Origin of the sequence: Clostridium sp. CM028 (assembly GCF_030585565.1) — a bacterium.
In the GTDB taxonomy this organism is placed as follows: Bacteria; Bacillota; Clostridia; order Clostridiales; family Clostridiaceae; genus Clostridium_AD; species Clostridium_AD estertheticum_B.
In genome coordinates, this window is sequence record NZ_CP077766.1 from 2,990,386 (window position 1) to 3,016,755 (window position 26,370).

Annotated in this window: 22 protein-coding genes, 1 other RNA gene and 1 pseudogene; 20 read left to right on the forward strand and 4 right to left on the reverse strand. The window is 31.3% G+C overall.

The annotated features are described in order from the left end of the window. Positions 1 to 84 precede the first annotated feature (84 nt). The 4 genes from ssrS to KTC94_RS14085 all read left to right on the forward strand — a co-directional run bounded on the left by ssrS (position 85) and on the right by KTC94_RS14085 (position 3,708). A non-coding RNA gene (gene ssrS / locus KTC94_RS14070) (6S RNA) lies at positions 85 to 273 on the forward strand. A gap of 127 nt (positions 274 to 400) precedes the next feature. After that, positions 401 to 1,204: a hypothetical protein gene (locus KTC94_RS14075; RefSeq protein ID WP_220320100.1), complete on the forward strand. Its 804-nt coding sequence runs from the start codon at positions 401 to 403 to the stop codon at positions 1,202 to 1,204. 12 nt (positions 1,205 to 1,216) lie between these two features. Further along, entirely contained in the window at positions 1,217 to 2,335 is a 1,119-nt protein-coding gene (locus KTC94_RS14080) for an ATP-binding protein (RefSeq protein ID WP_220320099.1), read from the forward strand. A gap of 8 nt (positions 2,336 to 2,343) precedes the next feature. After that, positions 2,344 to 3,708 carry a VWA-like domain-containing protein gene (locus KTC94_RS14085; protein ID WP_220320098.1) on the forward strand — a complete coding sequence of 455 codons (1,365 nt, stop codon included), beginning with the start codon at positions 2,344 to 2,346 and terminating at the stop codon, positions 3,706 to 3,708. A gap of 90 nt (positions 3,709 to 3,798) precedes the next feature. Here KTC94_RS14085 and KTC94_RS14090 read toward each other — a convergent pair whose 3' ends face one another. After that, positions 3,799 to 5,523 carry an alpha-glycosidase gene (locus KTC94_RS14090; protein ID WP_220320097.1) on the reverse strand — a complete coding sequence of 575 codons (1,725 nt, stop codon included), beginning with the start codon at positions 5,521 to 5,523 and terminating at the stop codon, positions 3,799 to 3,801. A gap of 479 nt (positions 5,524 to 6,002) precedes the next feature. On the opposite strand from KTC94_RS14090, the gene KTC94_RS14095 reads away from it, so the two are divergent. The 10 genes from KTC94_RS14095 (at position 6,003) to KTC94_RS14140 (ending at position 16,551) form a co-directional block, all read left to right on the forward strand. Further along, positions 6,003 to 7,271 (forward strand): maltose ABC transporter substrate-binding protein, encoded by a 1,269-nt coding sequence (locus KTC94_RS14095; RefSeq protein WP_220320096.1) that lies wholly within the window; start codon positions 6,003 to 6,005, stop codon positions 7,269 to 7,271. A gap of 84 nt (positions 7,272 to 7,355) precedes the next feature. Next, complete coding sequence (locus tag KTC94_RS14100; RefSeq protein WP_220320095.1) at positions 7,356 to 8,642, forward strand: carbohydrate ABC transporter permease; 1,287 nt, start codon at positions 7,356 to 7,358, stop codon at positions 8,640 to 8,642. Next, positions 8,642 to 9,502: a sugar ABC transporter permease gene (locus KTC94_RS14105; RefSeq protein ID WP_220320094.1), complete on the forward strand. Its 861-nt coding sequence runs from the start codon at positions 8,642 to 8,644 to the stop codon at positions 9,500 to 9,502. Before KTC94_RS14100 ends, KTC94_RS14105 begins: the two co-directional genes overlap by 1 nt. A gap of 140 nt (positions 9,503 to 9,642) precedes the next feature. Next, a complete protein-coding gene (locus tag KTC94_RS14110; RefSeq protein ID WP_220320093.1) occupies positions 9,643 to 10,641 on the forward strand; it encodes a LacI family DNA-binding transcriptional regulator in 999 nt (332 codons plus the stop codon). Positions 10,642 to 10,719: 78 nt separating this feature from the next. Next, positions 10,720 to 11,391 (forward strand): AraC family transcriptional regulator, encoded by a 672-nt coding sequence (locus tag KTC94_RS14115; RefSeq protein WP_216303929.1) that lies wholly within the window; start codon positions 10,720 to 10,722, stop codon positions 11,389 to 11,391. A 35-nt stretch (positions 11,392 to 11,426) separates the two neighbouring features. Then, positions 11,427 to 13,109, forward strand: a complete 1,683-nt coding sequence (locus KTC94_RS14120) for an alpha-glucosidase (RefSeq protein WP_220320092.1) — start codon at positions 11,427 to 11,429, stop codon at positions 13,107 to 13,109. A gap of 102 nt (positions 13,110 to 13,211) precedes the next feature. Next, complete coding sequence (truA, locus tag KTC94_RS14125) at positions 13,212 to 13,949, forward strand: tRNA pseudouridine(38-40) synthase TruA (RefSeq protein WP_220320091.1); 738 nt, start codon at positions 13,212 to 13,214, stop codon at positions 13,947 to 13,949. Positions 13,950 to 14,391: 442 nt separating this feature from the next. After that, positions 14,392 to 14,598 (forward strand): helix-turn-helix transcriptional regulator, encoded by a 207-nt coding sequence (locus tag KTC94_RS14130; protein WP_220320090.1) that lies wholly within the window; start codon positions 14,392 to 14,394, stop codon positions 14,596 to 14,598. Positions 14,599 to 14,600: 2 nt separating this feature from the next. Further along, a complete protein-coding gene (locus KTC94_RS14135) occupies positions 14,601 to 15,128 on the forward strand; it encodes a hypothetical protein (RefSeq protein ID WP_220320089.1) in 528 nt (175 codons plus the stop codon). Between the two features lie 361 nt (positions 15,129 to 15,489). After that, complete coding sequence (locus KTC94_RS14140) at positions 15,490 to 16,551, forward strand: IS30 family transposase (RefSeq protein ID WP_220320590.1); 1,062 nt, start codon at positions 15,490 to 15,492, stop codon at positions 16,549 to 16,551. A 99-nt stretch (positions 16,552 to 16,650) separates the two neighbouring features. Here the strand turns inward: KTC94_RS14140 and KTC94_RS14145 are convergent, their stop codons facing one another. After that, entirely contained in the window at positions 16,651 to 17,442 is a 792-nt protein-coding gene (locus KTC94_RS14145) for an esterase family protein (RefSeq protein ID WP_220286135.1), read from the reverse strand. Positions 17,443 to 17,681: 239 nt separating this feature from the next. On the opposite strand from KTC94_RS14145, the pseudogene KTC94_RS14150 reads away from it, so the two are divergent. From KTC94_RS14150 to KTC94_RS14165, 4 genes and pseudogenes are all read left to right on the forward strand, one after another. Further along, positions 17,682 to 17,804: pseudogene (locus tag KTC94_RS14150) on the forward strand (MarR family transcriptional regulator); the annotation flags it as partial. Between the two features lie 256 nt (positions 17,805 to 18,060). Further along, the gene (locus tag KTC94_RS14155) at positions 18,061 to 19,401 is read left to right on the forward strand and encodes an MATE family efflux transporter (RefSeq protein WP_220319544.1); all 1,341 of its coding nucleotides are present in this window, start codon (positions 18,061 to 18,063) and stop codon (positions 19,399 to 19,401) included. Positions 19,402 to 20,125: 724 nt separating this feature from the next. After that, positions 20,126 to 20,548: a VOC family protein gene (locus KTC94_RS14160; protein ID WP_216303937.1), complete on the forward strand. Its 423-nt coding sequence runs from the start codon at positions 20,126 to 20,128 to the stop codon at positions 20,546 to 20,548. A 159-nt stretch (positions 20,549 to 20,707) separates the two neighbouring features. Then, a complete protein-coding gene (locus KTC94_RS14165) occupies positions 20,708 to 20,962 on the forward strand; it encodes a hypothetical protein (protein ID WP_216303938.1) in 255 nt (84 codons plus the stop codon). 186 nt (positions 20,963 to 21,148) lie between these two features. Here the strand turns inward: KTC94_RS14165 and KTC94_RS14170 are convergent, their stop codons facing one another. Next, a complete protein-coding gene (locus KTC94_RS14170; protein WP_220319545.1) occupies positions 21,149 to 21,754 on the reverse strand; it encodes a TetR/AcrR family transcriptional regulator in 606 nt (201 codons plus the stop codon). Between the two features lie 155 nt (positions 21,755 to 21,909). Between KTC94_RS14170 and KTC94_RS14175 the strand changes: the two genes are divergently transcribed. Both KTC94_RS14175 and KTC94_RS14180 read left to right on the forward strand, forming a co-directional pair. Then, positions 21,910 to 22,614: an ABC transporter ATP-binding protein gene (locus tag KTC94_RS14175; RefSeq protein ID WP_216303940.1), complete on the forward strand. Its 705-nt coding sequence runs from the start codon at positions 21,910 to 21,912 to the stop codon at positions 22,612 to 22,614. Continuing rightward, entirely contained in the window at positions 22,614 to 24,887 is a 2,274-nt protein-coding gene (locus tag KTC94_RS14180; protein WP_220319546.1) for an ABC transporter permease, read from the forward strand. The genes KTC94_RS14175 and KTC94_RS14180 overlap by 1 nt, the downstream gene beginning before the upstream one ends. Positions 24,888 to 25,044: 157 nt before the next feature. On the opposite strand, the gene KTC94_RS14185 is transcribed toward KTC94_RS14180, so the two are convergent. Further along, positions 25,045 to 26,157 carry a DUF362 domain-containing protein gene (locus KTC94_RS14185; protein WP_216303942.1) on the reverse strand — a complete coding sequence of 371 codons (1,113 nt, stop codon included), beginning with the start codon at positions 26,155 to 26,157 and terminating at the stop codon, positions 25,045 to 25,047. Positions 26,158 to 26,370: the final 213 nt, after the last annotated feature.

Below are 26,370 nucleotides of genomic sequence, written 5' to 3' on the forward strand. Positions count from 1 at the left end.
AAATTACTATTGAATTTTATTTATAATCTGATATAATAAATTTAATAAGAAATACTTAAACGTATTCATTGATTTTATAAGTTTGTATTTCTGAGGTATTCGTGAAGCTCTTATTTTCAACCTACAGTATTAATACGGGAGTTCGAGATCTAGGTGTGGATTTGGCCTATAAGACCAATATTTTAAGTGGCAAGGACTATTAAACATCTCTGAGGACACCCACCTATCGAAAAGATAGGTGTAAAAATTGGGGCAACGGTATTTTGGAATATAAAATATAAAATTTTAGATCGTTTATGAAAGAGATAGAAATATCTCTTTTTTTTTATTTCCAAGAAATAATAAATTCATTTTTCATGTTATAATTAATTTAAATTAATAAGTATCGAGGTGCAATTTTATGATAGAAAATAAAGTCATTGCGATGATAGAGAGTAATCCAATTGTTATAAGAAATATTGAAAATCCTAGTGATCAAATGAAGATAATGGCTATAAAGAAAGATGGGGTAATGCTACGTTATATAAGAAACCCTACAAAAGAAATGAAGGAGCTAGCAATAAGAAGTAATCCACGGTCAATTGAGTTTGTAGAAAATCCAAGTTATGATATGAAAAAATATGTTGTGTCAAAGCTATGGAATACTTTGGAATTTATTGAAAATCCCTGCGAAGAATTGATAAAAATAGGCATTGATCAAAAAGGCTATGCAATAAAATATGCAAAAGAACCAAGCAATTTATTGCAAAAACTAGCTATAGAAAAAGATTATGACTCTATAAAATATATAGACAACCCAAATGAAGAAATACAAATTTTGGCTATAAAAATAAATTATAATGCGTTAAGGTATATAAAAAATGCAACCTTAAATGCAGAAATTTTGGCTGTTTGCGAAAATGAAGCTGCAATAAAGTTCATTTCAAACATAGATGAAAATAAAAAAATGTCATTTTTAAAGCACAATGCCTTGGTAATGAAATATTTCATTAATGACCTACCAATGGATGCTACGGAGCTGGCTTTCAAAGATGTATTATCTAAAGAAACTATATCAGAAAAATACGTGAGAGATTTTATAAACTGCGATAGTATAAATGAAAAATATGGAAATATATCTATGGATAAAATAATTTTTATTTATAAATATGGTAGTAAAGTCTGCAAAAAAATAGCAGTTGATGAAAAACTGAATATGATGTAAGAAGGGTGAATGATGAATTTTAAAGATACAATGCAAAGTGTAGATCTTGTTATACAAACGGATGAAGTACCTTTAGTTATAGGTGAGAGTGGTATAGGAAAAACTGCCTTAGCGAAGACACTTTCAAAAATTAAAGGCTGGAGCCTAGTTATTATAGATGGAAACCTTTTGAAAGAAGGAGAAATAGGTGGTCTTCCAACAGTTGAGGATTATAGATTTAAAGATGATAGAGGAAAGACTGTTAGTAAGAAAAATACTGTTTACGCGGTTCACACAAAGCTACAAGAAATAGATAATTTGATATCTAGCGGTAAAGAGGTATTTTTATTTATTGATGAAATAAATCGTTGTGAACATACGGTGCAGCAGGAGCTTATGAATCTTATACTAAATAGGGAGATAAATGGGTACAAGCTAAATGAAAAAGTTAAAATATTAGCTGCAATGAATCCTTCTAGTAAATACGGGGAAGATTTTGATTATCAAGTAGTTGATATGGATGCAGCGCAAGAAAATAGATTTGTTTTGCTACAAATGGAATGTGATTCATTAGCTTGGATTTCATGGGCTATTGAGAATAAAATAGAGCAAAAGGTTATAGAATTTATATCTACTTTCCCAGAATATTTACTTAATAACCAAAAGGATGAGCAAGTAAGAGCAACCCCCAGAAGTTATGAACGGGTTTCTAAAAGCTATAGGATTTACAAGGAAAATAAAGAGACAATCCATAAAAGAATATTTTTAAATATATTAAAAGGGAATTTAGGCAATAGAATAGCTCATGAGTTTATGGCATTTTCACAGGAAGATAATAAACCTCTAATTTCTTATGAGGAGGTATTTAATGGCATGCAATTACAACAAGATGTAATTGCAAAGGTGAAAGAGGAAAGTCATACTAGATTATATTTGATTGCAAATAATATCTTATGTATCTTAGATAAGAAAGAAAATTTAAATAGTGATATACAAAGACTTGTAGAATTCCTAGAGATTTACCCTGTGGACCTAGGGGTAGGAATTATGCAGGATATTAAAGAAAGTCATAATAGTGTTTATAAATTATGTTTGGAAAATGAGGATTTCGTTGAAATGTATTTTAAGGCCTACAATGAAATAAAAGGCTAGGTGAAATTATGGTGAAAAACTTTGAAAGTCTTAAAAATGAGCTTTATGATGAAATTTCTAATGTGAAAAGCATTGAAGAAATGCCAAAGGATTTTGTGGAAAACTTTTTGAAACTTGTGCAAAAGGTTAATTTTATGCTCATAGAAGATAACGAAAACTTTTATGGGTATTTTCTGCTTCAAATGTCTAGGGAGATAAAATATGACATAACCTCGCCCACGGCTGTAAACTTTAAATTATCTAGGTACGTTATTTATTTTAATCCCTATATCTTTTTAAATCTTACACCGAGGCAGATGATGGGCTCTATTAAACACGAGATTTATCACATATTATCCTCCCATTTGAATCGTGCAAGGAGTCTTAAAACAAAATATAGTACCCTTTCTATTAATATGGCAATGGATATAGTAGTGAACCAGTATATAGATTATTTGCCGCCCTATGCCACGACAATAGACAGTATAAATTTTAAGTATAGTTTAAAGATGCAACATTATATGACTATGGAGTATTATGCGCATACAATTCAAGAAGCCTTAAATCTATTAGAACAAGAAGATGAGAGAGAAAAAGATGACTCTAAGGATAAGCACATAGAAAAAGAATTTAATGCATCTAAAACTCATGATTTATGGGAAGAATCTATAGAGACAGATGAGGAGACCCTTAAAGATTTTACGCGAAAATTTGCGAAACTTGCAGAAAAGGGCAAGGTTCCTCTTTATTTAGAGGGAATTCTCAAAGGATTAAAAGCGAGTAAAGGTGAAATTCCTTGGAATTTATATCTGAAAAAAATAATGGGAACCTTAGAAAGTGATAAAAAAAAGACTGTGTCAAGAAGGAGCAGACGTCAACCTAATAGATTAGATTTAAGGGGAGAACTAAGAGGGCATACAGCTAAAATTACCTTGGCTATAGATATAAGCGGTAGCATAAGTGATGAGGAGTTTCATGGAGCAATGAAGGAAGTTTTTAATATTGTAAAAACTTATAAGCATGAAATAACCTTGATTGAATGTGATTCGCAAATAAGGCAGGTATATAAGGCTAAGTCTATTAATAGTATAAGAAAGCGTTGTAGTTCGCGCGGTGGTACAAAATTTACACCGGTAGTTAAGTATGTAAATAATACGGATACCAATATACTAATATATTTTACAGATGGAAAGGGTGAAGAAAAACTGGATGTAATGCCAAAAGGGTATAAAATTTTGTGGGTTATATCAGGACGCACCGATAAACTTTCATTAAAGGAGCCTCTTGGAATTGTGAAAAAACTAAAACCTGTAGAGATAAAAGAGGATACTTCGGAGAGGTTAGATGTAATGGTTGATGGTTTTTCTATGAATCATCATGAACCAATATATTAGGATCTTTTTTCTTATATTATGCTATAACGAAAAGTATATATTAAAAAAGGGGCACGCCTTTTATCAATGACTGCCCCGCTTTCTTATTTCCTATAATTTTAATATTTTGAATTCCATAGGGTCTAATATTAATCCATTGTTTAATTTTGTTTCCTGTGATGTGAAAATATCTATAGCGGTGTTATCTAAAGATAGCTTAACATTATACTCTTCATCACTATTGTTAATAGCAATTAATAGAGAGTCACCTTCATAACTTCTTTCAAAAACTAATACATTGTCCTTGCAATAGAGTTTTTTGTAGCCACCATAAATTAAAGCACTATTATTTTTCCGAAGAGATATCATAGTCTTATAGTGGTTAAATAATTCTATATTTTGTTTTTCTACATCCCAAATCATACATTTTCTGCACTGAGGATCCTCACCACCATTAAGACCTATTTCATCTCCATAATAAATATATGGAACTCCTTGGTAGCAAAATTGGAAGGCGATTGCAAGCTTCATTCTGTCTATATTATCCTCACATTCAGTTAAAAATCTCTTAGTATCATGACTACCCATTAGATTCCAGAGTTGCCTTGTGATGCTACTCATATAAAGAGTTCTATTAGAAGATAATATATTGTCAAATTCTTCTGCAGCTATGCTTCTATTAGCGAAAAAATCAACTAAAGCAGATTTAAAAGGATAGTTCATTATACTGTCCAGTTGATCTCCTTTTAAGAAGGAGTTTGCTTCATGCATTATTTCACCAACAATAACCGCATCTTTATTAGCTGCTTTAACTACTTTACTAAAAGCTCTCCAAAAATCATGGTCAACTTCATCGCAAACATCCAGTCTCCAACCATCAATTCCTATTTCTTTTACCCAATATTCTCCCACCTTTAATAAATACTCTCTTACTTCACTATTATGAGTATTTAATTTCGGCATTGTGCTTACGTCATCAGCAAAAGTATAGTAGTTCACAGTATCAGTACTAACTGGGTAACTGTCGATAAAATACCAGTCCTTATACTTTGAAGCTTCTTGTTTGTCTAGTAAATCCTCAAAGGCAAAGAAGTCACTTCCTGAATGATTGAATACAGCATCAAAAATAATTTTCATTCCTTTTTCATGACATTTTTTTATTAACTCTTTTGCTGTGTCTAAGGTCCCAAACTGAGGGTCTATGCCATAATAATCTGCTGTATTATATTTGTGGTTTGAAGTGGATTTAAATATTGGAGTTAAGTAAACTAAATTAACGCCTAATTCCTCTAGATAGTCTAACTTATCAATAACTCCCTTAATAGTTCCACCAAACATAGATTCAGTGTTTACTACACTGCCCCATTTCGAAGTATTCTCTTGGTCGTTACGTTTATCTCCATTATAAAAACGATCGGGAAAAATTTGATATACAACTGATTCTTGTAACCAAGGAGCTTCTTCATATAAATCGCCCTCTGCCAAATAGGCAAATTGAAAAGCTGTGATTTCTTTTAGATCTGGTGTCTTATCTCTAAAGCCTCTTTCATCAAAACATATTATATTATTATCCCAATCAATTAGCTCAAAGTAATATCTATATCTGTTTCTCTCAACGGATACTTCTGTTTCAAAATAATCAAATAAGTCAGCTTGAGCTGTAATTTTCATTTCTATAACATCATATGGATCATCCCAGTTATATCTATCTTTATAATATAAATTGCACTTTTTAACATCATCTTTTGCTGTTCTTAAACGCAGCACTAGAGTGTTTAAATCTCTGCCATAGGCATAGGGTGTTTCAGTAATATGATATATTGCATGCTTATTCATTTTAATCTACCTCACTTTTATGTTTATTCTAGGCATATGAAAAAAGTAAATAGTGGAAGTTATCATGGATATTTCCTGTATGCCCTAGTATATTTATGGGTGCAATTATATCATAAGCATTTAGTGATGATTGTATATACTTAATAAAATATGTATATACACTATGTTAATTTATTTGTATTTATTGAATTGTAATATAAAATTGTGCATTTGCTTATACGTTTGTACAAAATTTCCTTAGAATATTGTTGTAATAAAGTAAAGCAGTATTGTTATTGAGAGAATCTAAACTAGAGATTATAAGGGCTCAAAGTGATTTTGAAATTGATTTCATAATAATATTACATAGTATTTTACTATAGTTAATTAAAAAAATTTAGTAAAAAGATTATTTGACAGTTCTGAAAATTCGGTTTACAATAAAAATATGCAAACGCTTGCAGAGATGTTATAAAAATACTATTTTGGGGGGATTAAATATGAAAAGGAAAGTATTAAGTCTATTATTAGCTTTATCATGCACTGTATCGTTAGCAGCATGTGGTACTAAAAAAGTAGCAGTAGAAGCAACAGCAGCTAAAGAAGGAGTTGCAACTGAAGTGAAACCTGAATCAGGAGCTAAACTAGTAGTTTGGACGGCTAAAGGCGTTGAAACAGATTATATGAAACTTATTGGTACTGAGTTTGAAAAGAAATACGGAGTAAAAGTTACATACGAAGAAGTTGGAGCTGTTGATGCTAAAGCCAAAATGGCTACAGATGGGCCAGCTGGAGTAGGTGCGGATGTATTTGATGCACCACATGATCACACTGGAGAACTTGTATCATCAGGTTTAATTTTAGAAAATAACCTATTTGCAGAAAGAGTTAAGAAGGACTATTTAAAATCAGCCTTAGATGCAGTATCATATGAGGGTAAAGTTTACGGATATCCAACAGCAGTAGAAACTTACGGATTATTTTACAATAAAGATGTATTCAAAACAGCACCAAAAACTTATGAAGAGATAATCGCAAAAGCCAAAACATTTAATGATGCAAAAACAAACAAATATGCATTTATGTGGGATGTTGGAAATGCTTACTTCTCTCATAGTTTTATAGCAGGAGGCGGCGGTTATATTTTTAAAAATGGAACTGATAAAACAGACGTAGGTATTGATTCAGCTGGAGCAATTGACGGAGCAAAATGTTTAATGGATTTGAAAAAAGTTTTACCAATTAATGCAGCAGATTCAACTAATATAATTGTGGAAGGTTTATTTGATGAAGGAAAAATAGGAGCTATGATAGATGGACCATGGGCAGTATCAGGTAGAGAAAAAGCTGGCGTTAATTTTGGTATAGCACCATTACCTAAATTAACTAATGGAAAGCAACAATCAAGTTTATCAGGAATAAAAACATTATTTGTTAGTTCTTATTCAAAATATCCAATAGCAGCTCAAATGTTCGCTAGTTTAGCAACATCTGATGAAATGTTATTAAAAAGATATGAATTAACTAAACAAATACCACCAGTAACAAAACTAATGGAAAACGCTAAAATTAAAGATGATCCAATGGTTGCACCATTTTTAGAGAAAATAAAATATTCTGTACCAATGCCATCAATTCCTCAGATGGGACTTGTTTGGACTCCATACGGAGCAGCATTTTCATCAATGTGGAACGATGGAGTTGCTCCTGAAAAAGCACTTAAAACTGCAGCTAAAACTGTGAGAGACGCAATAGCTGCTCAAAAATAATTAGTTGTAAATAGAAGTTAGTCATTTGCTATATAGCAAATGACTAATTTAAAATAAAATTCTATCTGATTTAGGAGGTATGAAATGAAAAAATCAAAAAAAGCAACTCTTTTCTCTGTGCTCTTTATGGGTCTAGGACAAATATATAACAAAGAAATATTCAAAGGAATTATGCTTGCAATTATAGAAATAGTAGCATTATTTAATATAGGATATTTTTCAACATCAATAAAGGGTCTAATTTCACTAGGAGATTCTGGTGTGAAATTTGTGAATGGGAAAGCAACAGGAGATCATTCTATTTTCTTAATGATTGAAGGTCTTATAGCTGTTATAATTTTATTTCTTGTAATTTCAGTATACATACTTAATATCTATGATGCAAAACGAGGAGGCGAAAGTATAGAAAAAGGTAATAAACCACTAAATACAAAAGAATTCTTAAGTTATGTGTGGGAAAAATATTTTCCTCATATCATGATAACACCTGGATTCTTGTTTACTGTATTTTTTATTATGCTTCCTATTATGTTCACCGTAGTAGTTGCCTTTACTAACTATTCAAGTCCTAATCATTTGCCACCAAGGAACTTAGTTGACTGGGTTGGACTTGATAACTTTAAACAATTAGTAAATTTAAAAATGTGGAATAATACTTTTCTAAAAGTAGGAATTTGGACACTTATATTTGCTGTTGTAAGCACTACTTGTAACTTTTTTGTTGGATTATTCTTAGCACTAATAACTAATGCTAAGGGAATAAGATTCAAAAAGTTTTTTAGAACAATTTTTCTTTTGCCTTATGCTATACCAGCATTTATATCCTTACTTATAATGAGATTAGCATTTAGTGGACCAGGTCCAGTAAATAATATGTTAGCTTCCTTTGGAATGGGAAAAATACCTTTTTTTACAGATCCCACTATTGCGAAAATAATGATTTTAATAATAACGGTTTGGTTAGGATCACCTTATTTTATGGCACTTATGTCAGGAATACTTACTAATATAGACAAGTCTTTATATGAAGCTTCTGAGATTGATGGCGCAACTAAGTGGCAACAGTTTTATAAAATAACATTGCCACTAGTGCTTTTTCAAACAATGCCACTATTAACAATGAGTTTTGCTTATAATTTTAATAACTTTGGAATGATTTATTTGCTAACAGACGGTAATCCAGTTAATGGAAATTTACAATATGCAGGAGATACTGATATCTTAATTTCATGGATCTATAAGATGACAAAGGATCAGAATCAATACCATATGGCATCTGTAATTACCATTATATTATTTATTTTTGTTGCAAGTATTTCAGCATATAGCTTTAGTAAAACCAAAGCCTTCAAAGAGGAGGACATGATGTAATGAATAAAAAAATAGTAAAAAATAAAAAGGTGAATTTATCTGATGTAATTCAAAAAATAATAATATATGCTATATTGGTGCTACTATGTATAGTAATATTGACGCCGGTAATTTGGATTGTTTTATCCTCATTCAATAGTGGTACAAGTTTATTTAGTTCATCTATAATTCCTAAAAATCCAACATTAATCCACTATAAAGAGTTGTTTACACAAACTGATTTTCCAAAATGGTATATGAATACATTTAAAATTGCTATAATTAATATGGTTTTGTCAGTTATACTAACAACACTTTCTGCCTATGCATTTTCTAGATTTAAATTTAAGGGTAGAAAACAAGGGCTTATGGCAATGATGATTTTACAAATGTTCCCCGGTTTCTTAGCTATGACTGCTGTATTTATTCTAATAAGTAAGTTAGGATTATTAAACAGTCATTGGGGTTTAATTCTTGTGTATGCAGGTGGGCAAATACCATATAATACATGGTTATGTAAAGGCTTTTTCGATGGTATTCCAAGAAGCTTAGATGAAGCTGCAAAAATAGATGGGGCTTCAAATATGACTATTTTCGTAAAGGTAATATTACCTTTGGCAAGGCCTATAATTACATTAGTTGCACTTACAAACTTTATGGGACCTTGGTTTGATTTTATATTTCCTCAAATAATATTAAAAAGCAGTGAGAAGAAAACACTTGCGATGGGATTATTTGAATGGGTTCAAAAACAACAAAACACCCAATTTACAATGTTCGCCGCAGGTGCAATTTTAGTTGCTATTCCAATTACATTGCTGTTTGTATATTTACAAAAGCACATTGTAGAAGGACTAGCATCTGGTGCTACTAAAGGTTAGTTTTATAATTAGACATCATCTAGAATAACATACTAATTAGTTATTTTAGATGATGTCTAAAACTTTAACGACATTTCAGAAATCAAGTTTTATAATATAACTCGTATAAATATTTTTAGAAAGTAGGAAGTGAAGTTTTCATGTCGATAACTATAAGGGAAGTAGCAAAGCTAGCAAATGTATCACCCTCAACAGTTTCAAGAGTTATTGCGGATAATTCTACAATTAGTGATGCAACAAAGAAAAAAGTTTATAAAGTAATGAAGGAAATCAATTATCATCCTAATGCAATAGCTAGGAGCTTAGTTAGTAAAACAACCAAAACTATAGGACTTATTTTACCTAGCACTGATGAAGATTTATTTTCTAATCCATTTTTCATTCAGATTATGAGGGGAATAAGCCATTATGCTCAAAAAAAGGGATATTATATTATGTATGCTTACAGTAGTAATGAGGATCAAGAAGTAGAGTATATAGCAAATTTAATAAACAGTGGAAGAGTTGACGGAATTATTTTGCCATTTGTAAAAAAGGATGACAAATGCATCACTTATTTAAAAAAAGTAGATTATCCTTTCGTAGTAATAGGAAAACCAGAAGATACAGAAGGACTTTTATGGGTTGATAATGATAACTTTCACGCCATGTATAGTGTTGTTAATTATCTTATACAAAAGGGTGAGAGAAAAATTGCATTTATAGGAGGACCAGCTACACTTAATGTAACTATAAATAGGTTAGAAGGTTACAAGAAATCCATGGAAAACATTGGGATGAAAATAGATGAAAATATGGTGCAAGTAGCAGAGTTTACAGAAAGTAGTGGTTATGATGCTATGAAAAGAATTTTAGAAAAATCCAGCCCTACAGCTGTTGTCACCACTGACGATTTAATTGCCTTTGGTGCATCAAAAGCAATAAGCGAAATGTCCAAAACCCATATTTCAATAGTTGGGTTTAATAACACACCATTAACTGCATACAGAGAGCCTACACTTTCTTCAGTTGATATTAATTCTGAAGAATTAGGTTATTTTGCAGTTAAGCTATTAATAAATAAATTGGAAGATGAGAAAGAATATATAACCAATTATATTATTGATACAAAATTAGTTGAGAGAGAGTCAACTAAATAACTCAAGGTGGTAAATCTCCTTCGGAAGTCTTTAATATTGCAGCACCGCAGGTGATTATTAAAATAAAGAGGTGAAAATATGCTGGAGACCTTTGAATCAGATATTTATATTTTTAATAATGATATATCATTTTTCGTCGAATCAAAAAATATACCAAAAGTATTAAGTACCCTAAAAGAAAAACATCTACAGGAAAAAGAAAATGGACAGTCCGCTCGCAATAAAAAAAATGATTTAATTATTTGGAATGCTATATACACAAAGGAAATTATAAAAAATGGCGTATCAAAAAGTGCGCTGCATCCTCTATATAATAATTTCTATGATAAAGTCCAAGGTATTACTGATTTAATTGAGTTACAAGCTTTAGAAATAAGCATGGTCACAGCATATTTTAATATTTTAATAAATGATATTGAAGTCACTGATAATTTTATGATTAATAAAATGCTTCAATACATACATATTAATATTGAAAATCACTCTTCGCTTGATAAGTTAGCTAGAGATTTAAACATTTCAGTGGGTTATGCAAGCGATTGCTTTAAAAAGAAGATGGGTATTTCAGTAATGAAATATGTGCAAGAAATAAAAATAGACAGGGCAAAAAATCTACTGCTCAGTACAGATGAAAGCATTTTATATATTGGGATTTTATTGGGGTTTTATGACCAAAGCCATTTCAGTAGAACTTTCAAAGTTATAGTGGGGGTTTCTCCAACCGTGTATAGAAATAGCAATTACGCATAAGTCTTAAAACTAAAAAATTGAAGAGGGGGATAACCATGGATAAAAAATGGTGGAAGGAAGCAGTGGCATATCAGGCATATGTTAGAAGTTTTAAGGATTCAGATGGTGATGGAATAGGTGACTTAAAAGGGATAATAGAAAAACTAGATTATTTGAAAGACTTAGGAGTAGGCATATTGTATTTAAATCCTATAAATAAATCACCTAATGACGATAATGGATATGATATCAGTGACTTTAGAGACATAATGGATGAATTTGGGACGCTTGCAGATTTTCATGAGTTAGTTAAAGAACTTCATTCTAGAAAAATGAAGTTAGTGATGGATTTGGTAATAAATCACACTTCTGATGAGCATCCTTGGTTTCAAATGAGTAGAAAGAGCAAAGATAATGCTTATAGAGATTATTACATTTGGAATAAAGGTACAAAGGGTAACCCTCCAAATAATTGGGGGTCTTTTTTTGGAGGCAGCGCTTGGGAATATGACGAGATATCAGAAGAATATTATCTTCATATTTTCTCTAAGAAACAACCAGATTTAAATTGGGAAAATGAAAAATTAAGAGAAGAAATAAAGAACATGATAAAGTACTGGATGGAAAAAGGGGTAGATGGATTTAGAATGGATGCTATTAATCATCTCGGAAAAGATCATTCCTTTCCAGATGGAATAATAGAAGAAGGCAATGTATATGGTGATTTTATAAAATATGTACAAAATCTACCTGAAGTTCATGATTATTTAAAAGAATTAAGAAAAGAGGTATTTAACACTGGGTATCATGTAGTAATTGGTGAAACGGGTGGAGTAAACTATAAAAATGCCTATGTTTATACAGGAAAAGATAAAGGTGAATTAGACTTTACCTTCCATTTTGATATGCATAGTGTGGGTAGAGGGGAAACTGATTGGGAAAGGAAACCTATAAACTTAATAAAAGATATAAAGGAAAATATGAGTGGATGGCAAGGAAGGCCTGAAGAAGAAGGTTGGTGCCCCTTGTTTTACTCGAACCATGACACTACGAGAACTATATCAAGACTAGGAGAAGAGAAGAATTATTTAAAAGAATCTGCAAAAATGTTAGCTTGTCTTCAATTAACTCAAAAGGGAACTCCTTTTATTTATTATGGAGATGAAATAGGAATGACCAATGCTTGGGACTTTAAATTAGAAGATTATAGAGATGTGGCTGTTTTTAATAAACACAAAGATTTAGTTAAGGGCGGGTTAGTGAGTGAAGAAAACTATCTAAAGGGACTACGCTATATGTCACGGGATAACTCAAGAACACCAATGCAGTGGAATAATAGTGAAAATGCAGGGTTTACTACTGGCACACCCTGGATAAAAGTTAATTCAAATTATAGAAAAATTAATGTGGATGAACAAATAGAAGACTCAAATTCAATACTAAATTATTATAAAAAATTGATAGCTTTAAGAAAAAACAAGGCTGTATTGGTATATGGAAGCTTTGAGGAAATTAATAGAGAAGATGAGGAAATATATGCATATCTAAGACAATTAGAGGGGGAGATGATCTTAATCATAGTTAATTTCTTTGGAAATGAACCAATATTTGAATTTCCAAAGCATATCCATTATGAAAAGGCTAAATTATTGCTATCAAATTATGTGGTGGAAGGTTACGCCGCTAGTGTGAATATAAAATTAAGACCTTATGAAACTAGGGTATATGAAATTAAATAATGATAAATATATTAGCTTTATTTTAATAGAAAAGCTATAATTAAAATGTTCATTGGGTAAAATTAAAACATGAATAATCAAAAAAGTTAAAGGCGGATATATATGAGAAATTTAAAAATGATATTAGAATATGATGGAAGTAGATATAAAGGATGGCAAAAACAATCAGATAACGATTTAACGGTTCAAGGTAAACTAGAAGGTGCATTATCTAAAATGGCAGGAGAACCTATAGAGGTTACAGGCTGCGTGCGAGCTGATGTAGGTGTACATGCTGAAAATTATATGGCAAACTTTCATACTAATTGTGAGTTAAGCATAGATGAGATGAGAGAATGTTTATATGAATTTTTACCAGAGGACATAGTAGTGAAATCCATGGTGGATGCAAGTGAAAAATTTCATGCAGGGTATAATATAAAATCAATTACTTATGTGTATAAAATAAATAATAATGAACTAAGAAATGTATTTAATAGAAAATATGTTTATCACTCTGAGATGAATCTTAATTTAGAAGAAATGAGAATTACGGCAGAGTCTTTAGTTGGATCTCATGATTTTAAGTATTTAGCGACAGTATCTACAAATACTAAATCAACTACTAAGACTATCAATTATATAAATATAACAGAAAAAGAAGGCATTATTGAAATAGAAATTAATGCAGATGAATTCTTATGGAATATGGTAAGAATTATTATAGGAAGCCTTTTAGAAGTGGGTAAAGGAAAAATTAAGGCAATGGATATAGAAAAATTACTAAATGAAGAAACAGCATCAGAGTATATACCGATGGCAAAAGCAAAAGGATTATCTCTAAGAAATGTTGAATATTAAATAAAAGTATGCGAGTTTTCCTTCCAGGAAGTCTCACGAGAATTTTATATTAGCAAAACAAGAATTTCTAAATGGAAATTCAATGTTTTTTCGTTTCTTGTTGCAAAGCACTCAGTGCAAGGTTACTTCGGAGAAATATTATGTTATTTAACAGAACCAACTCCTATGAAGATATAGGTTCAGCGTTAGAAGTATTAATGAACTGCCCCCTGTCTACTTGACAGGGGGCAGTTCACTTTTTTTTAATGTCTACTCTATAGGATACATTATATTATTTCAGAGGGGTCTTTATTTTGGCTCAATACAAGACTTATTATGTTGTATGCCCATTACTATTTTCAAACTAATATAATATTGATATTTTATATTATATATACTACTATAATTATATTATAGTAGATTGGTTAACAGGGAGGTGCCTTAAAATTTAACTAAGACAAAAATGTTTAAAACTAAGATTAAAGTTTTAAGAGCTGAAAAAGAAATAACCCAAGAGGAATTAGCTGAAGCAATTGGTGTTTCGAGAGGAACAATCCTTGAAATAGAGCGAGGAGCATTTAATCCATCTTTAAAATTAGCTTTTAAAATTATTAACTATTTGAACAAGAAAATTGATGATGTTTTTGAATTTATTAGGGAGGATGATTAAGTTTGAATGATATAAAAATTATAGGTGAAGTGGGCATTGCTTTATTGATTATATGGAATATGGCAAGAAATATATTGTTTCCTAGAAAAAGAGACGAGCGGGAAATTTTATTAATATTTACTGCGCTAAAAACTACTCTAATACTTGCGGTATTTGTACTCGGATTAATAATAATTTTGAACCTATTAAATGGCGTTACTTTATTACCAATTATGTATATATTTATTATTGCTATAATTAGTTGTTTTTGTTTTGTTCTGTTATACAAATTAAATATTAATACTGAGTTTAGTTCTTTGAATTTTATAAATAAAATGGGGAAAAAAGAAAAAAATAACTTAATATGGAATACATTTTGTATAACTATGGTGACAGATTTAATTGTACTATTTGCAATAGTTATAAGTTACAAGTATTTTGATTCAAAAGGATTAAAAGTTTTAGCTATAGTGGCATATATTTTAGCTTACATAAGTGAATATAGTTTTTGCCAGATTAATGGTAAGAATTTGGAATATAAAAAGGGGTAAATCCTGCAAAAAAGTAGTGTATATTCTCAATTAGAGGCTAAAAATATCAATTACATGATGGTTTATTACGTACATTAAAGTAACTATGAGCTATAGGACGTATAGAGGTAAAAGACAAATGTCCGTGAAATTTTATTTTCACGTCATTTGTTTTTTCAACCCCTATTATATAAAATAGTTCTTAGCTTTATTAAAAACTATCCTACTATTGCTTTATTATACATCTACAGAAAGTGGTTTATTATTTTTTATGGTAAGTTGTATAATGAAATGACCGAAGAGTAACAAAAAATAAAGACTCAAGAGAAATACTCTTGTATAATGTTAAGTGACTAAACCAACATATACGGGAGGATTTCAAATGAGTCAATTAGATTTTATCACACAGAGCAGAAAAGGTAAACACATAACATACGAGGAACGCATAAAGTTAGAAGCTTTACACAAAATGGGACTTAATTCAACTCGTATTGCGGAGCAAATAGGTGGGCGCTCAGAACGTACAATAAGGCGTGAAATTGCTAAAGGAATTGTAGAACTATTGAATAGTGACTTAACCACTCGAATGGAATATAGCGCAGAAATTGGGCAGTCAGAGCATGACAAACAAGGTACCGCTAAAGGTCCTGCATTAAAAATAGGAAAAGATCATAAATTGGTGAAGTACTTAGAAAAAGCTATTGGTATAGATGGCGAATCTCCGTATGCAGCTATTCAAAATATCACAAATAAAGATCTACAATTTGAAACAACTATTTGCTTCAAAACTGTGTATAACTATTTGGATAATAATTTGTTTTTAAATATAAGTAACAAAGATCTGCCTGTTAAAAAGAATGCTAAAAAGAGAAACTATAAAAAAATAAGATCAGCGTATAACAATACCAAAGGAACTAGCATATCGGAGAGACCTGCAGCGGTAGCTGCACGTGATGAGATAGGCCACTGGGAAATGGACACTGTAGTTGGCAAACAGGGTACAAAAACTGTCTTGATGGTGTTAAGTGAAAGAGTAACTCGTAAGGAGTTAGTCTTTAAAATACCATCTAAATCACAGGCGGCTGTCGTGAAAGAATTGGACAAATTGGAGCGTAAAATGGGAATGTTATTCTCGAAAACATTTAAAACAATCACCTGTGATAACGGCTGTGAGAACCTTGATTTCGAGGGTATTGAGAACTCAGTAAGAAATAAACGAAAGAGAACTAAAGTATATTATGCTCACCCATATAGTTCATGGGAGCGAGGCACAAACGAAAATATCAATAAAATGATACGACGATTTATCCCAAAAGGTGTGGATATTTCAGCATTCTCTAAAAAACAAATTATGCAAATACAGCACTGGATCAACAATTATCCAAGAAGGATTTTCAACGGTTTATCTGCCAATATGATGGAACAGAAAACCATTACAACTTAACATTATATTTTTCTTGAAAATTTCGGACATTTTATATTGCAATCTACATTTATTATTTTTTATACTTGTATAAATTACACAAGGCTTGTACACAACATATTAACATCCATAAAATTTTAGATATTTTTCAATATTTGATTGTATATATTCAGCACTGTGATTACCAGGGAATACATGATTTTGAGAATTTATGCCTTTTTCGTTCAATGTTTTATGTAAAATTGAACAGCCTTCATAAAATCTACCTTCATCCTTATCTCCAGCATCAAGATATACATCAATACCAGAAGAAATATTATTGTTTCTTGCAATATATATTGGATCATATTTTTCCCATACATCCATGTCTTTATAATATGGCTTGTCTTCCTCTTCAAGTTTCAGTTCTAAGGCAGGCATATGCCCTCCTACTTTTGAAAATATGTGCTGATGTCGAAATGTATTGTGAAGAGCTGCATAACCCCCAGCAGATATCCCTCCAATATATCTTCCTTTTCTATCTTTTATAGTATTGAAAGTTTTATCTGTTAAAGGCAATATTTCTTTCATAAAGTAATCCTCATACATTCCTAAATTTATGATTCTATTATTATCTCCAGGATCAGGCACCTCTTTACAGATTAAGGATGAATTAAAACCACGGCTGTTTTCAATTCTTGGACATGCAATTATCATAGGCTTAATGTCCCCATTTTTTATCATTCGATCAGCTTTAGCGTTTATATCCATTTCAAACATTAAATTTTCATTCCCACTTCTTCCATGTAGAAAATATAATACCGGTAGAGGAGTTAAACTATTATAGCATTCAGGTAAATACACTAACATTGGCATTTCTTTACCAAGGACATCACTATAAAAATTTACTTTTTCTACTTTTGATTTATTCATTTTTTTACCACCTCATTTGAAATTTTAAACTTAAATTGTTATGTTTATGATATCATTATTAACCATATTTGTCATGAATAACCTTAATTACTGTTAGCATTATTTTGTTATTAACCCAATTACTAAAAGAGCCGGTGTCACTAATCACGGCATTCCATATCACTAGATATGGGTTTACTTTATTAAGTGTATTGGTATTCTGAATGTAATACAATGCCAATCGAGTCACATTCAGAACTGAACAGGTAACCGAGGAACAATTTGATATCATGCTTAGCTTCGTGGAAAAGCATAGTAGGCATTTGGATGCAGAAATAAAGAAGCAAGGTGTAGATATAACAAATCGAAATGGTTCTGAATAATGGAGTTGTATAAAAAGTAGCCTAAGGCGGGCTGTTTCAAAGCGCTGAAACATCAGCGTATGATACAGCCTCCTTTATTATTGACAAGGAAACAATAAAGTGATAGAATAGTTATGTTGCCGAGGAAACATAAATATTCTTTTGCGAGAGGTGAATTTTAAATGTGTAAATTTAAAATCAATACACAATATACAGAACAAACCGTTGATAAGAAATAAAAAATTTACACTACCGAGAATTTAAGGAGGATCATTATATGGAAAATACAGAAAATTATTATTTTGAACAAGCAACTATACCAAAAGCGATTGCACACATGGCAGTGCCTATGATGTTGGGGATGTCCGTTATTATGATTTATAATGTTATTAACGCTTTTTTTATTGGAATGCTAAATAACACATCGATGATGACAGCTGTCACCTTAGCGTTACCTTTTACAATCATATTATCGGGAATTGGAAATATTTTTGGTGTAGGTGGTGGAACCTATATATCTAGGTTACTTGGGGAAACAAAATTAGAAGATGCAAAAAAAGTTTCATCAGTTACTTTTTTCTTAAGTATATTAGCTGGATTTATTTTTATGTTATTCGCGATACCTTTAATTCATCCTATTCTAAAAGTATTAGGGGCAAAAGGTGATACGGTTTTGTTCACCAAAGATTTTATTATGGTTCTTATCTTAGGAAGTCCATTTGTAATTTCTAACTTTGCATTAGGACAAGTAGTACGAGCGGAGGGATCATCAAAAGTCTCGATGAATGGTATGTTTATAAGTGTTACCATAAATATTGTTTTGGACCCCATATTAATTTTTACATGTCATTTAAATATTGTAGGAGCAGCAATTGGAACAGTTGTTGCGAATACATGTGCAGTATTGTACTATGTTTATTACCTTAAAAACAAAAGTTCTACTTTGACAGTTTCCATAAGTACATTCAAACCAACGCTTAGCATGTTGAAAGATATTTTTAAGATAGGAATATCCTCTTTCCTATTAGATGCATTTTTGATTGTTTCCGTTTTATTGTTAAATAATTTTTCAGCATACTATGGCGACTATGCTGTTGCTGCATTTGGAATATCTCTGCGAATTGCCCAACTTGCTCAATTTGCTGCTAAAGGGTTATATATTGGAGTTATTCCCTTAATTGCTTATGCGTATGCAGCTAACAATATAAAACGAATGAAGAGTATTATAAATATTACTGCAGCCTATATTGCAATCCTAACTATGGCCTTTTCATTGATAATATTTATCTTCAGAAAACCAATATTACATTTATTTAGCCATAATACTTACGTAATAAACACTGGGATATACATTTTGCTAGCTATGCTTATTTCAGCTTTGTTTGCTGGCATTACTGGTCTTTTTATAGCAATATTCCAAGGAGCTGGAAGAGGTAAAGATGCAACCATAATGTCTGTAGTGCAGGGAACATTATTAATTCCTATTATGATTTTAGGAAAATATACGTTTGGTTTACATGGAGTTATATGGTCGATGACTATAACAGAAATATTAACTTGCATAATAGGATTATATTTATGGATTCAACTTCAACGAGATATTTCTATGAAGGAGTAAAAATAGATATATTCAACTAAAAATATAACAATTATTATATGCTTATGAATCTATATAGTGAAAATTCTTTATTTTATAAAAGTTCACGTAAAATAGTTTCTGTGGCCATATTTATATTGTTTTTTATTCATATATTTAATTCCTACAATGGTATAGATGATAAATCTCTATTGAATTTAGTAATGGTTTGCGTTGGTATCGATACTTTACTTTATAGTATTTTGCAACTTAAAAAACAAAATATAATCGGTTTTATATTATTATTGTTAATTGGAGTTTGTACAACAGTATTAGGGATTACTTTCTTGTGTAAATAAGTATGTCTATTATTACTTTAGCCTTTTGTAAACATTATAAATACTTATAAAATAAAATAACGTGAAATTTTGGTTTCACGTTATTTGTTCTTTTCCCATCCATATTATATTGTATTCCCTAGGGGAATTAAAGTTTAGCTATTTATAATGTCATAGTATTATTAGGTAAGGATTACATAGGAGGGGGGAGAATAACATTAAGGTGGAATATTTTTAAAAAAAAGAAACTATTAATAATTGAAGATTGCTCTATAGATATGAATAATGTTCCTAAACATATTGGGAATTATGCTTACTCTTGGATAAGGCAATAGTAGTATAATTGAATAAATATTTATGAGGAACTTGTAAAAATAGACGACACAATAATATTACTTATATTTTGTAAGGAAAGTGAGGCAAATAAAATGATACAATCTATTGTACACATTGCGTTAGTAGTCAAAGACTATGATGAAGCCATTGAATTTTACACAAAGAAACTTCATTTTACATTAATAGAAGACACATACCAAGAAGACCAAGATAAACGTTGGGTGGTAGTGTCTCCACCAAGTTCGTCAGGAACTACAATATTACTTGCAAGAGCTTCTAAACCTGAACAACTATCGTTTATTGGAAATCAGGCAGGAGGACGAGTTTTCCTATTCCTTGGAACAGATGATTTTTGGAGAGATTATAACGAAATGATAGCAAAAGGTATAGAATTTGTTAGAGAACCTAAAGAACAATCATATGGTACAGTTGCAGTATTCAAAGATTTATACGGAAACTTATGGGATTTAGTTCAATTTAAAGAGAACCATCCAATTGCTCAAAGAGTAAAATAAGCATACTCTATAGTAAATGTAATACAATGCCAATCGAGTTACATTCACATTGAGTCTATTACTCATTTCAAAAAAATATTATTTTAGAAGATGAGTTTAAAAAGAAAATACTATTATTAAAGCATTTGTATAAACAAATATAGACTGAGGGGTGTTTTTATGGCAGCTTTGATTTTGATTGTTATTTTACTTATTCCAATACTTTTAACTATAGTTATTTTAGATAAACATACAAAGAATAAGACTCCAATACAAATAATGTTAATAGGTATAGAAGTTACTATTGTTGGAGTAGCAATCATAGCAATCGGTGGGGGTGGATTTTCGTCTAATGAGATCTTTTACTCTAATCTAATAGGCTTCACTATTGTTGTAATTGGTCTTACCTCAAGTATATATGGGTTTAAGAAATGATTTTTAAAATGATTATTTTTTCTAAAAAAGCTAAAAAATGCATTAAAATAAAGTGAATCATTGCTTTACAATCTTCTTTATATTTCGTCGCAGGTAACTCCATATCTAATGATATGGGGTTACTTGCTTTAAGTGGATATTGGATCTAAAAGCAAAATAAAGATGTTACACTACTTTAACAAATATTTAATTTGTTAACATACTAATAACAAGATTTATAACTTCGTCTGTCATAATCATATAATCCATAGACTCGTGTTTATGGTACACCCTTTCATGGCAAAGGTTTTCAATTAGCCCAATAGAAATATGAACTTTCTCTCTAGGGTTTGTTGGTGTAATACCTTTTTGTTTCATTAACTCAATAAGGGTGTTTGTAGTATCAATTTCAAACTGGTAAAACAACTTAGCTACATCTTTATCAGAATGAGCCATAGCCATCATTTCTTCGTGAGCAGACTTTGAAATATAGTGTGACTGTATAAAAATATCAATAAATTGCTTTAATAGGTCTGTCAAATCAATAGGTTCTTTAAGTGTACTTATTTTTTCAAACATTGGTGCTGTTAGACTGTTAGAATAATCTTGAATAGCGCTAATAAAAATATCCTTTTTGTCTGTAAAGTAGTTATATATAATACCAGTTGATACTCCAGCAGCTTTACCAATCTCCACTGAGTTTGTATTGTGGTAGCCCTTTTCGCACATTAGTTTAAATCCAACTTCAATTATCTTTTTTTTCTTTTCAATAGAACGTTTTTGTTTAGGTTCTCTAATTGAGTTATTACTCATGGTGTCCTCCCTTAGACTAAGATTTTAATTTAATTATAACTAGTTTAAGTGAAGCAGTCAACAAAACTGAAATATATTTCAGGTTAATATTGACAACAAAGGGGCGGGTTGGTATAATATAATCTGAAACATGTTTCAGATTATAGGGGGGGACTATGAAAAATACAATTGAATTTAAAAATGTTACAAAAGCTTATAATTTAGGCGAAAAGACGCTACTTGCTGCAGATAATATCAGTTTTACTATTAATGATAGTGAATTTGTTGTTATATTAGGTCCGAGTGGCGCCGGCAAATCTACAGTTCTTAATTTGCTTGGTGGTATGGACTTTGCTACAAATGGAGAAATCATTATTAATGGTAAAAATATAGCGAATTACAAAGATGATGCATTGACGGAATATCGAGCAGAAAATGTGGGCTTTGTATTTCAGTTCTACAACCTCATTCCAACATTAACTGCCCTTGAAAATGTGGCACTTACAAAGGATGTAGTGAAAGGGGCATTGGATGCTGCCGAAATACTGACCTCAGTTGGACTAGGTGATCACTTAAATAAATTTCCATCACAGCTATCAGGTGGGGAACAACAGCGAGTGTCTATAGCAAGGGCCATATGCAAAAATCCAACCATGCTTCTTTGCGATGAGCCAACAGGTGCACTAGATAGTGAAACAGGTATTGTTATTCTTTCCTTACTACAGAAAATGAGCAGAGAGAAAAATAAGTCAGTTATTATTGTTACACACAATTCAGCACTGGCTCAGGCTGCAGATAAGGTTATCCGAATTAAAAACGGCAAAGTGAGGGATATAAGTATTAATGCTGCACCCGTTGATGTAAAGGAGGTGAACTGGTAATGCTTTTTCTCAAAATGATTCGAGATATGAAGCTAAACAAAACTCAATTCATTTCAATTTTTATAATGTCTATTTTAGGCGTTTTTATATACGTAGGTATAAACAGTGAATGGTATGGATTGCAAACTGCATCAAATGAGTATTACCGGGATACTAATTTTGCTAATGTCTGGATTTATGGCAGTGGGTTTACGAAATCGGATGCTGATAAGGTTTTATCAGTTAATGGTGTTACCTCCGTACAAAGAAGGCTCACAATAGACAGTGTTGCGAGATTTGAAAACAAACCAAAGATAACACTACATTTTACAAATGAAAACAAGATTTCAAAGTGCCAGCTTATTGATGGGCAGGAATTTTCTGTTGATAAAGATGGTGTATGGCTGGACGACGCATTCGCTAAAGCAAAGGGACTCACCCTTGGAGATACTATATCCACAACATTCAATGGTATTACTATGAAAAAAGAAATACTAGGAACAGTTTTAAATCCTGAATATGTGTATGCAACAGGCGATAATGACATTGTTCCAAACCATGAAAACTTTGGATTTGCTTATCTCTCCGACAAGTCTTTACCAAAATCAATACCAATATTCTACACAGACCTTTTGGTTACTACCGATGGGACAGATTACTCAAAGTTAGAAAAAAAAATTGATACCGCTTTAGACGGTAAGTACAGTGTATTTTTAACAAGAAATAATTTTGGAAGTTATGCAATGTTTCAGGAAGAAATCGAGCAGCATAAAGCGATAGGGCAGGTCTTCCCAATTGTATTTCTTGCAATTGCCTTACTTACAATAATTACAACTATGACGCGTTTAGTCAATAATCAACGTACGCAAATCGGCACATTAAAAGCGATAGGTTTCAAGAAGAAACACATATTATTCCACTATGTTTCTTATGGCTTATGGATTTCCATTGCTGGTGCTGTTATTGGATTAGTAGCAGGCCCACTTATTCTGCCACATCTTTTCTACGATTCATTAAAAACAGCATACACCTTACCTGTTTGGAAACCGGAAGTTTCAGTCTCTTCATTTATAATGGCTCTAGTTTCTGTAATTGCATGTACTTTGGCAACTTACCTTACTTGCCGTAAAGTTCTAAAAGATATACCATCTCAATTGCTTTTGCCTAAGGCTCCAAGGATTATGAAACAAGGCTTTTTTGAAAAAACAAAGTTATGGGCAAAGATTGGGTTCAATACACAGTGGAATTTACGGGATATGTTTCGAAGTAAAGTTCGTTCCATTATGGCTATAATCGGTGTAATGGGATGTACATCACTGCTTGTATGTGCTTTTGGTATGAAAGATAGCGTAAAGGATGTTATTAGTTGGCAGTATTCGGATATTAACCACTATGAAACAAAGTTGACACTTTCTGAAAAAGTATCCAAAAAAGAAATTTCATCAATTAAAAATAGCTATGCTGGAGAATCAATAATGGAAGGTACTATCGAAATTAAAGCAAAGGATAAAAAGAAAACTGCGCAGCTACTTGTAACTGAAAATGTAACACTTATTAACCCTCAAAATGCCAAGCGTGAGGCTATTCAATTACCACAAGACAAAGTATCAATAAGCTATAAAATGGCTAATCTTTTAGGAGTTAAAGTAGGCGATGAAATTTCCTTTCACATTTATGGTGATGAACGTTACGTTACATCAACAATCGGGGCAATTTACCGTACACCCATATCCCAAGGCATCACATTGACAAAAAATAATTTTGAAAGGCTGGGATACAACTTTAAAGCTACCTCTATCATAACTTCTAAAAAAATAAATTCTAATGTTACTGGTGTAACGCGCATCTGGTCAAGGGTAGATTTAACTAAAAGTTATGAAACCATGACAGAAGCCATGAACATTATGGTATATATACTTATTTTAGGAGCTGCTATTTTGGGCATAGTAGTGCTTTACAATCTCGGCATATTATCCTTTACAGAGCGACAAAGAGAACTTGCCACGCTAAAGGTATTAGGCTTTAAAACAAAGAGAATTAGGTGGCTACTTCTTACACAAACCATTTGGATTACAACCCTTGGAATTATAATTGGGATACCTTGCGGAAAATGGCTTATTAGCTATATGATTTCATTCATGGGTGATACCTTTGATATGATGACCATAATATCTGTTCAATCATTGTTTTACAGTATTTTCGGAACAATTTTGATATCTATTCTTGTTAACCTTATGTTTTCAAAGAAAGTTAAAGATATTGATATGGTTAGTTCTCTTAAAAGTGTAGAATAAGCCTCGTTGTAACGATTTTGGAGATATAAAAATTAATACAACACAAAACAAGCGAGTCTCAACTTACGAAGTTTGCTAACAAATATTTTTATGCACAAAAAAAGTATATATTACGTATAATGCATTGATTAAATAGTAATATATACCTTTTTATTTTTTATTTAACTGTTACTAGTTCATATTCGTCAGTTCCAATTCCGATAGCTTTTGCATGGTCGAGTCCAACTTTCCAATTTGTATCAGGATGTATAGTAGAAAATTTATCGTCTCCATCATGATAGTGGTTATCTGAAAGTTCAGTTGCATTTAATGCAATTGCACTATTAACCATATCAACACAGGCTTGATCTAAGGCTACTGGATCAAAGGATGCAGCTATTCCTATATCTGGAACAATTGCAACGTCATTTTCCGGTGAACAGTCACAATTAGGGGAAACATTCATAATGAAACTAATATGAAAATGTGGCTTATCTTTAATAACTGCATAGGTGTATTCTGCAATTTTTTCATTAGCGCTATCAGCAGATTCATTCCACTTTACTGTTGCGCAGCCATAGCGACATACGGCAACACATTGACCACAGCCTACGCATTTATCATAATCTATAGTTGCCTTTTTATCTTCATTAAAGGTAATTGCTTCATGTAGGCAATTTTTAACGCACTGACCACAGCTTACACATTTACGATGTTTCATAAATGGCTTTGATGCAGAATGCATTTCAAGCTTGCCGCCAACAGAGCCTGAGCCCATACCTAAATTTTTCAATGATCCACCAAATCCAGTCATTTCATGGCCTTTAAAATGAGTCATAGAAATAACTATATCTGAATCAGCAATGGCTGAACCTATTTTAGCAGTTTTGCAATGTTTTTGGTTAATTGGGATTTCTCTATAATCCCCACCCTTTAATCCATCAGCTATAATTAAGTTACATCCAACTGAAATCGGATTAAAACCATTTTCCATAGCGGCTTCAATATGGTCTACAGCATTAGATCTTCTTCCTGTGTATAGTGTATTGCAATCAGTAAGGAAAGGTTTACCGCCTAGTCCTTTCACAAGCTTAACAATACTTGCAGCATAATTTGGCCTAATGTAAGAAAGATTTCCTGGCTCTCCAAAATGAATTTTTATAGCTACAAATTTATCTTTGAAATCAATATTTTTTATACCTGTTTCTACCACAAGTTTTTGAAGTTTATCTAATAGATTGCATCCTGGTTTTGTTCTTAAGTTTGTAAAGTATACTTTTGATTTATCCATTTATTTACCTCCTATGATTTCTATCATAATGTTATTGGGTTGGTTCATTTGATTATAATATTATATCATATTGCAGTATGCGTTTGTTTTTTTTATGTATAGATCGAAACATACTTTATTTAAAATAATTGCAATAAATTAGATATAATTAAATATTAATTTTCATATTATCAATAAAGAATACAATATTTGTGATATTATTGTAGTATGAAA

What these genes read in the sequence shown, in the direction of transcription:
- KTC94_RS14075 (WP_220320100.1), top strand. Translation starts at nt 401, where the DNA reads ATGATAGAAAATAAAGTCATTGCGATGATAGAGAGTAATCCAATTGTT.
- KTC94_RS14080 (WP_220320099.1), top strand. Translation starts at nt 1,217, where the DNA reads ATGAATTTTAAAGATACAATGCAAAGTGTAGATCTTGTTATACAAACG.
- KTC94_RS14085 (WP_220320098.1), top strand. Translation starts at nt 2,344, where the DNA reads ATGGTGAAAAACTTTGAAAGTCTTAAAAATGAGCTTTATGATGAAATT.
- KTC94_RS14090 (WP_220320097.1), bottom strand. Translation starts at nt 5,523, where the DNA reads ATGAATAAGCATGCAATATATCATATTACTGAAACACCCTATGCCTAT.
- KTC94_RS14095 (WP_220320096.1), top strand. Translation starts at nt 6,003, where the DNA reads ATGAAAAGGAAAGTATTAAGTCTATTATTAGCTTTATCATGCACTGTA.
- KTC94_RS14100 (WP_220320095.1), top strand. Translation starts at nt 7,356, where the DNA reads ATGAAAAAATCAAAAAAAGCAACTCTTTTCTCTGTGCTCTTTATGGGT.
- KTC94_RS14105 (WP_220320094.1), top strand. Translation starts at nt 8,642, where the DNA reads ATGAATAAAAAAATAGTAAAAAATAAAAAGGTGAATTTATCTGATGTA.
- KTC94_RS14110 (WP_220320093.1), top strand. Translation starts at nt 9,643, where the DNA reads ATGTCGATAACTATAAGGGAAGTAGCAAAGCTAGCAAATGTATCACCC.
- KTC94_RS14115 (WP_216303929.1), top strand. Translation starts at nt 10,720, where the DNA reads ATGCTGGAGACCTTTGAATCAGATATTTATATTTTTAATAATGATATA.
- KTC94_RS14120 (WP_220320092.1), top strand. Translation starts at nt 11,427, where the DNA reads ATGGATAAAAAATGGTGGAAGGAAGCAGTGGCATATCAGGCATATGTT.
- truA (WP_220320091.1), top strand. Translation starts at nt 13,212, where the DNA reads ATGAGAAATTTAAAAATGATATTAGAATATGATGGAAGTAGATATAAA.
- KTC94_RS14130 (WP_220320090.1), top strand. Translation starts at nt 14,392, where the DNA reads ATGTTTAAAACTAAGATTAAAGTTTTAAGAGCTGAAAAAGAAATAACC.
- KTC94_RS14140 (WP_220320590.1), top strand. Translation starts at nt 15,490, where the DNA reads ATGAGTCAATTAGATTTTATCACACAGAGCAGAAAAGGTAAACACATA.
- KTC94_RS14145 (WP_220286135.1), bottom strand. Translation starts at nt 17,442, where the DNA reads ATGAATAAATCAAAAGTAGAAAAAGTAAATTTTTATAGTGATGTCCTT.
- KTC94_RS14155 (WP_220319544.1), top strand. Translation starts at nt 18,061, where the DNA reads ATGGAAAATACAGAAAATTATTATTTTGAACAAGCAACTATACCAAAA.
- KTC94_RS14160 (WP_216303937.1), top strand. Translation starts at nt 20,126, where the DNA reads ATGATACAATCTATTGTACACATTGCGTTAGTAGTCAAAGACTATGAT.
- KTC94_RS14165 (WP_216303938.1), top strand. Translation starts at nt 20,708, where the DNA reads ATGGCAGCTTTGATTTTGATTGTTATTTTACTTATTCCAATACTTTTA.
- KTC94_RS14170 (WP_220319545.1), bottom strand. Translation starts at nt 21,754, where the DNA reads ATGAGTAATAACTCAATTAGAGAACCTAAACAAAAACGTTCTATTGAA.
- KTC94_RS14175 (WP_216303940.1), top strand. Translation starts at nt 21,910, where the DNA reads ATGAAAAATACAATTGAATTTAAAAATGTTACAAAAGCTTATAATTTA.
- KTC94_RS14180 (WP_220319546.1), top strand. Translation starts at nt 22,614, where the DNA reads ATGCTTTTTCTCAAAATGATTCGAGATATGAAGCTAAACAAAACTCAA.
- KTC94_RS14185 (WP_216303942.1), bottom strand. Translation starts at nt 26,157, where the DNA reads ATGGATAAATCAAAAGTATACTTTACAAACTTAAGAACAAAACCAGGA.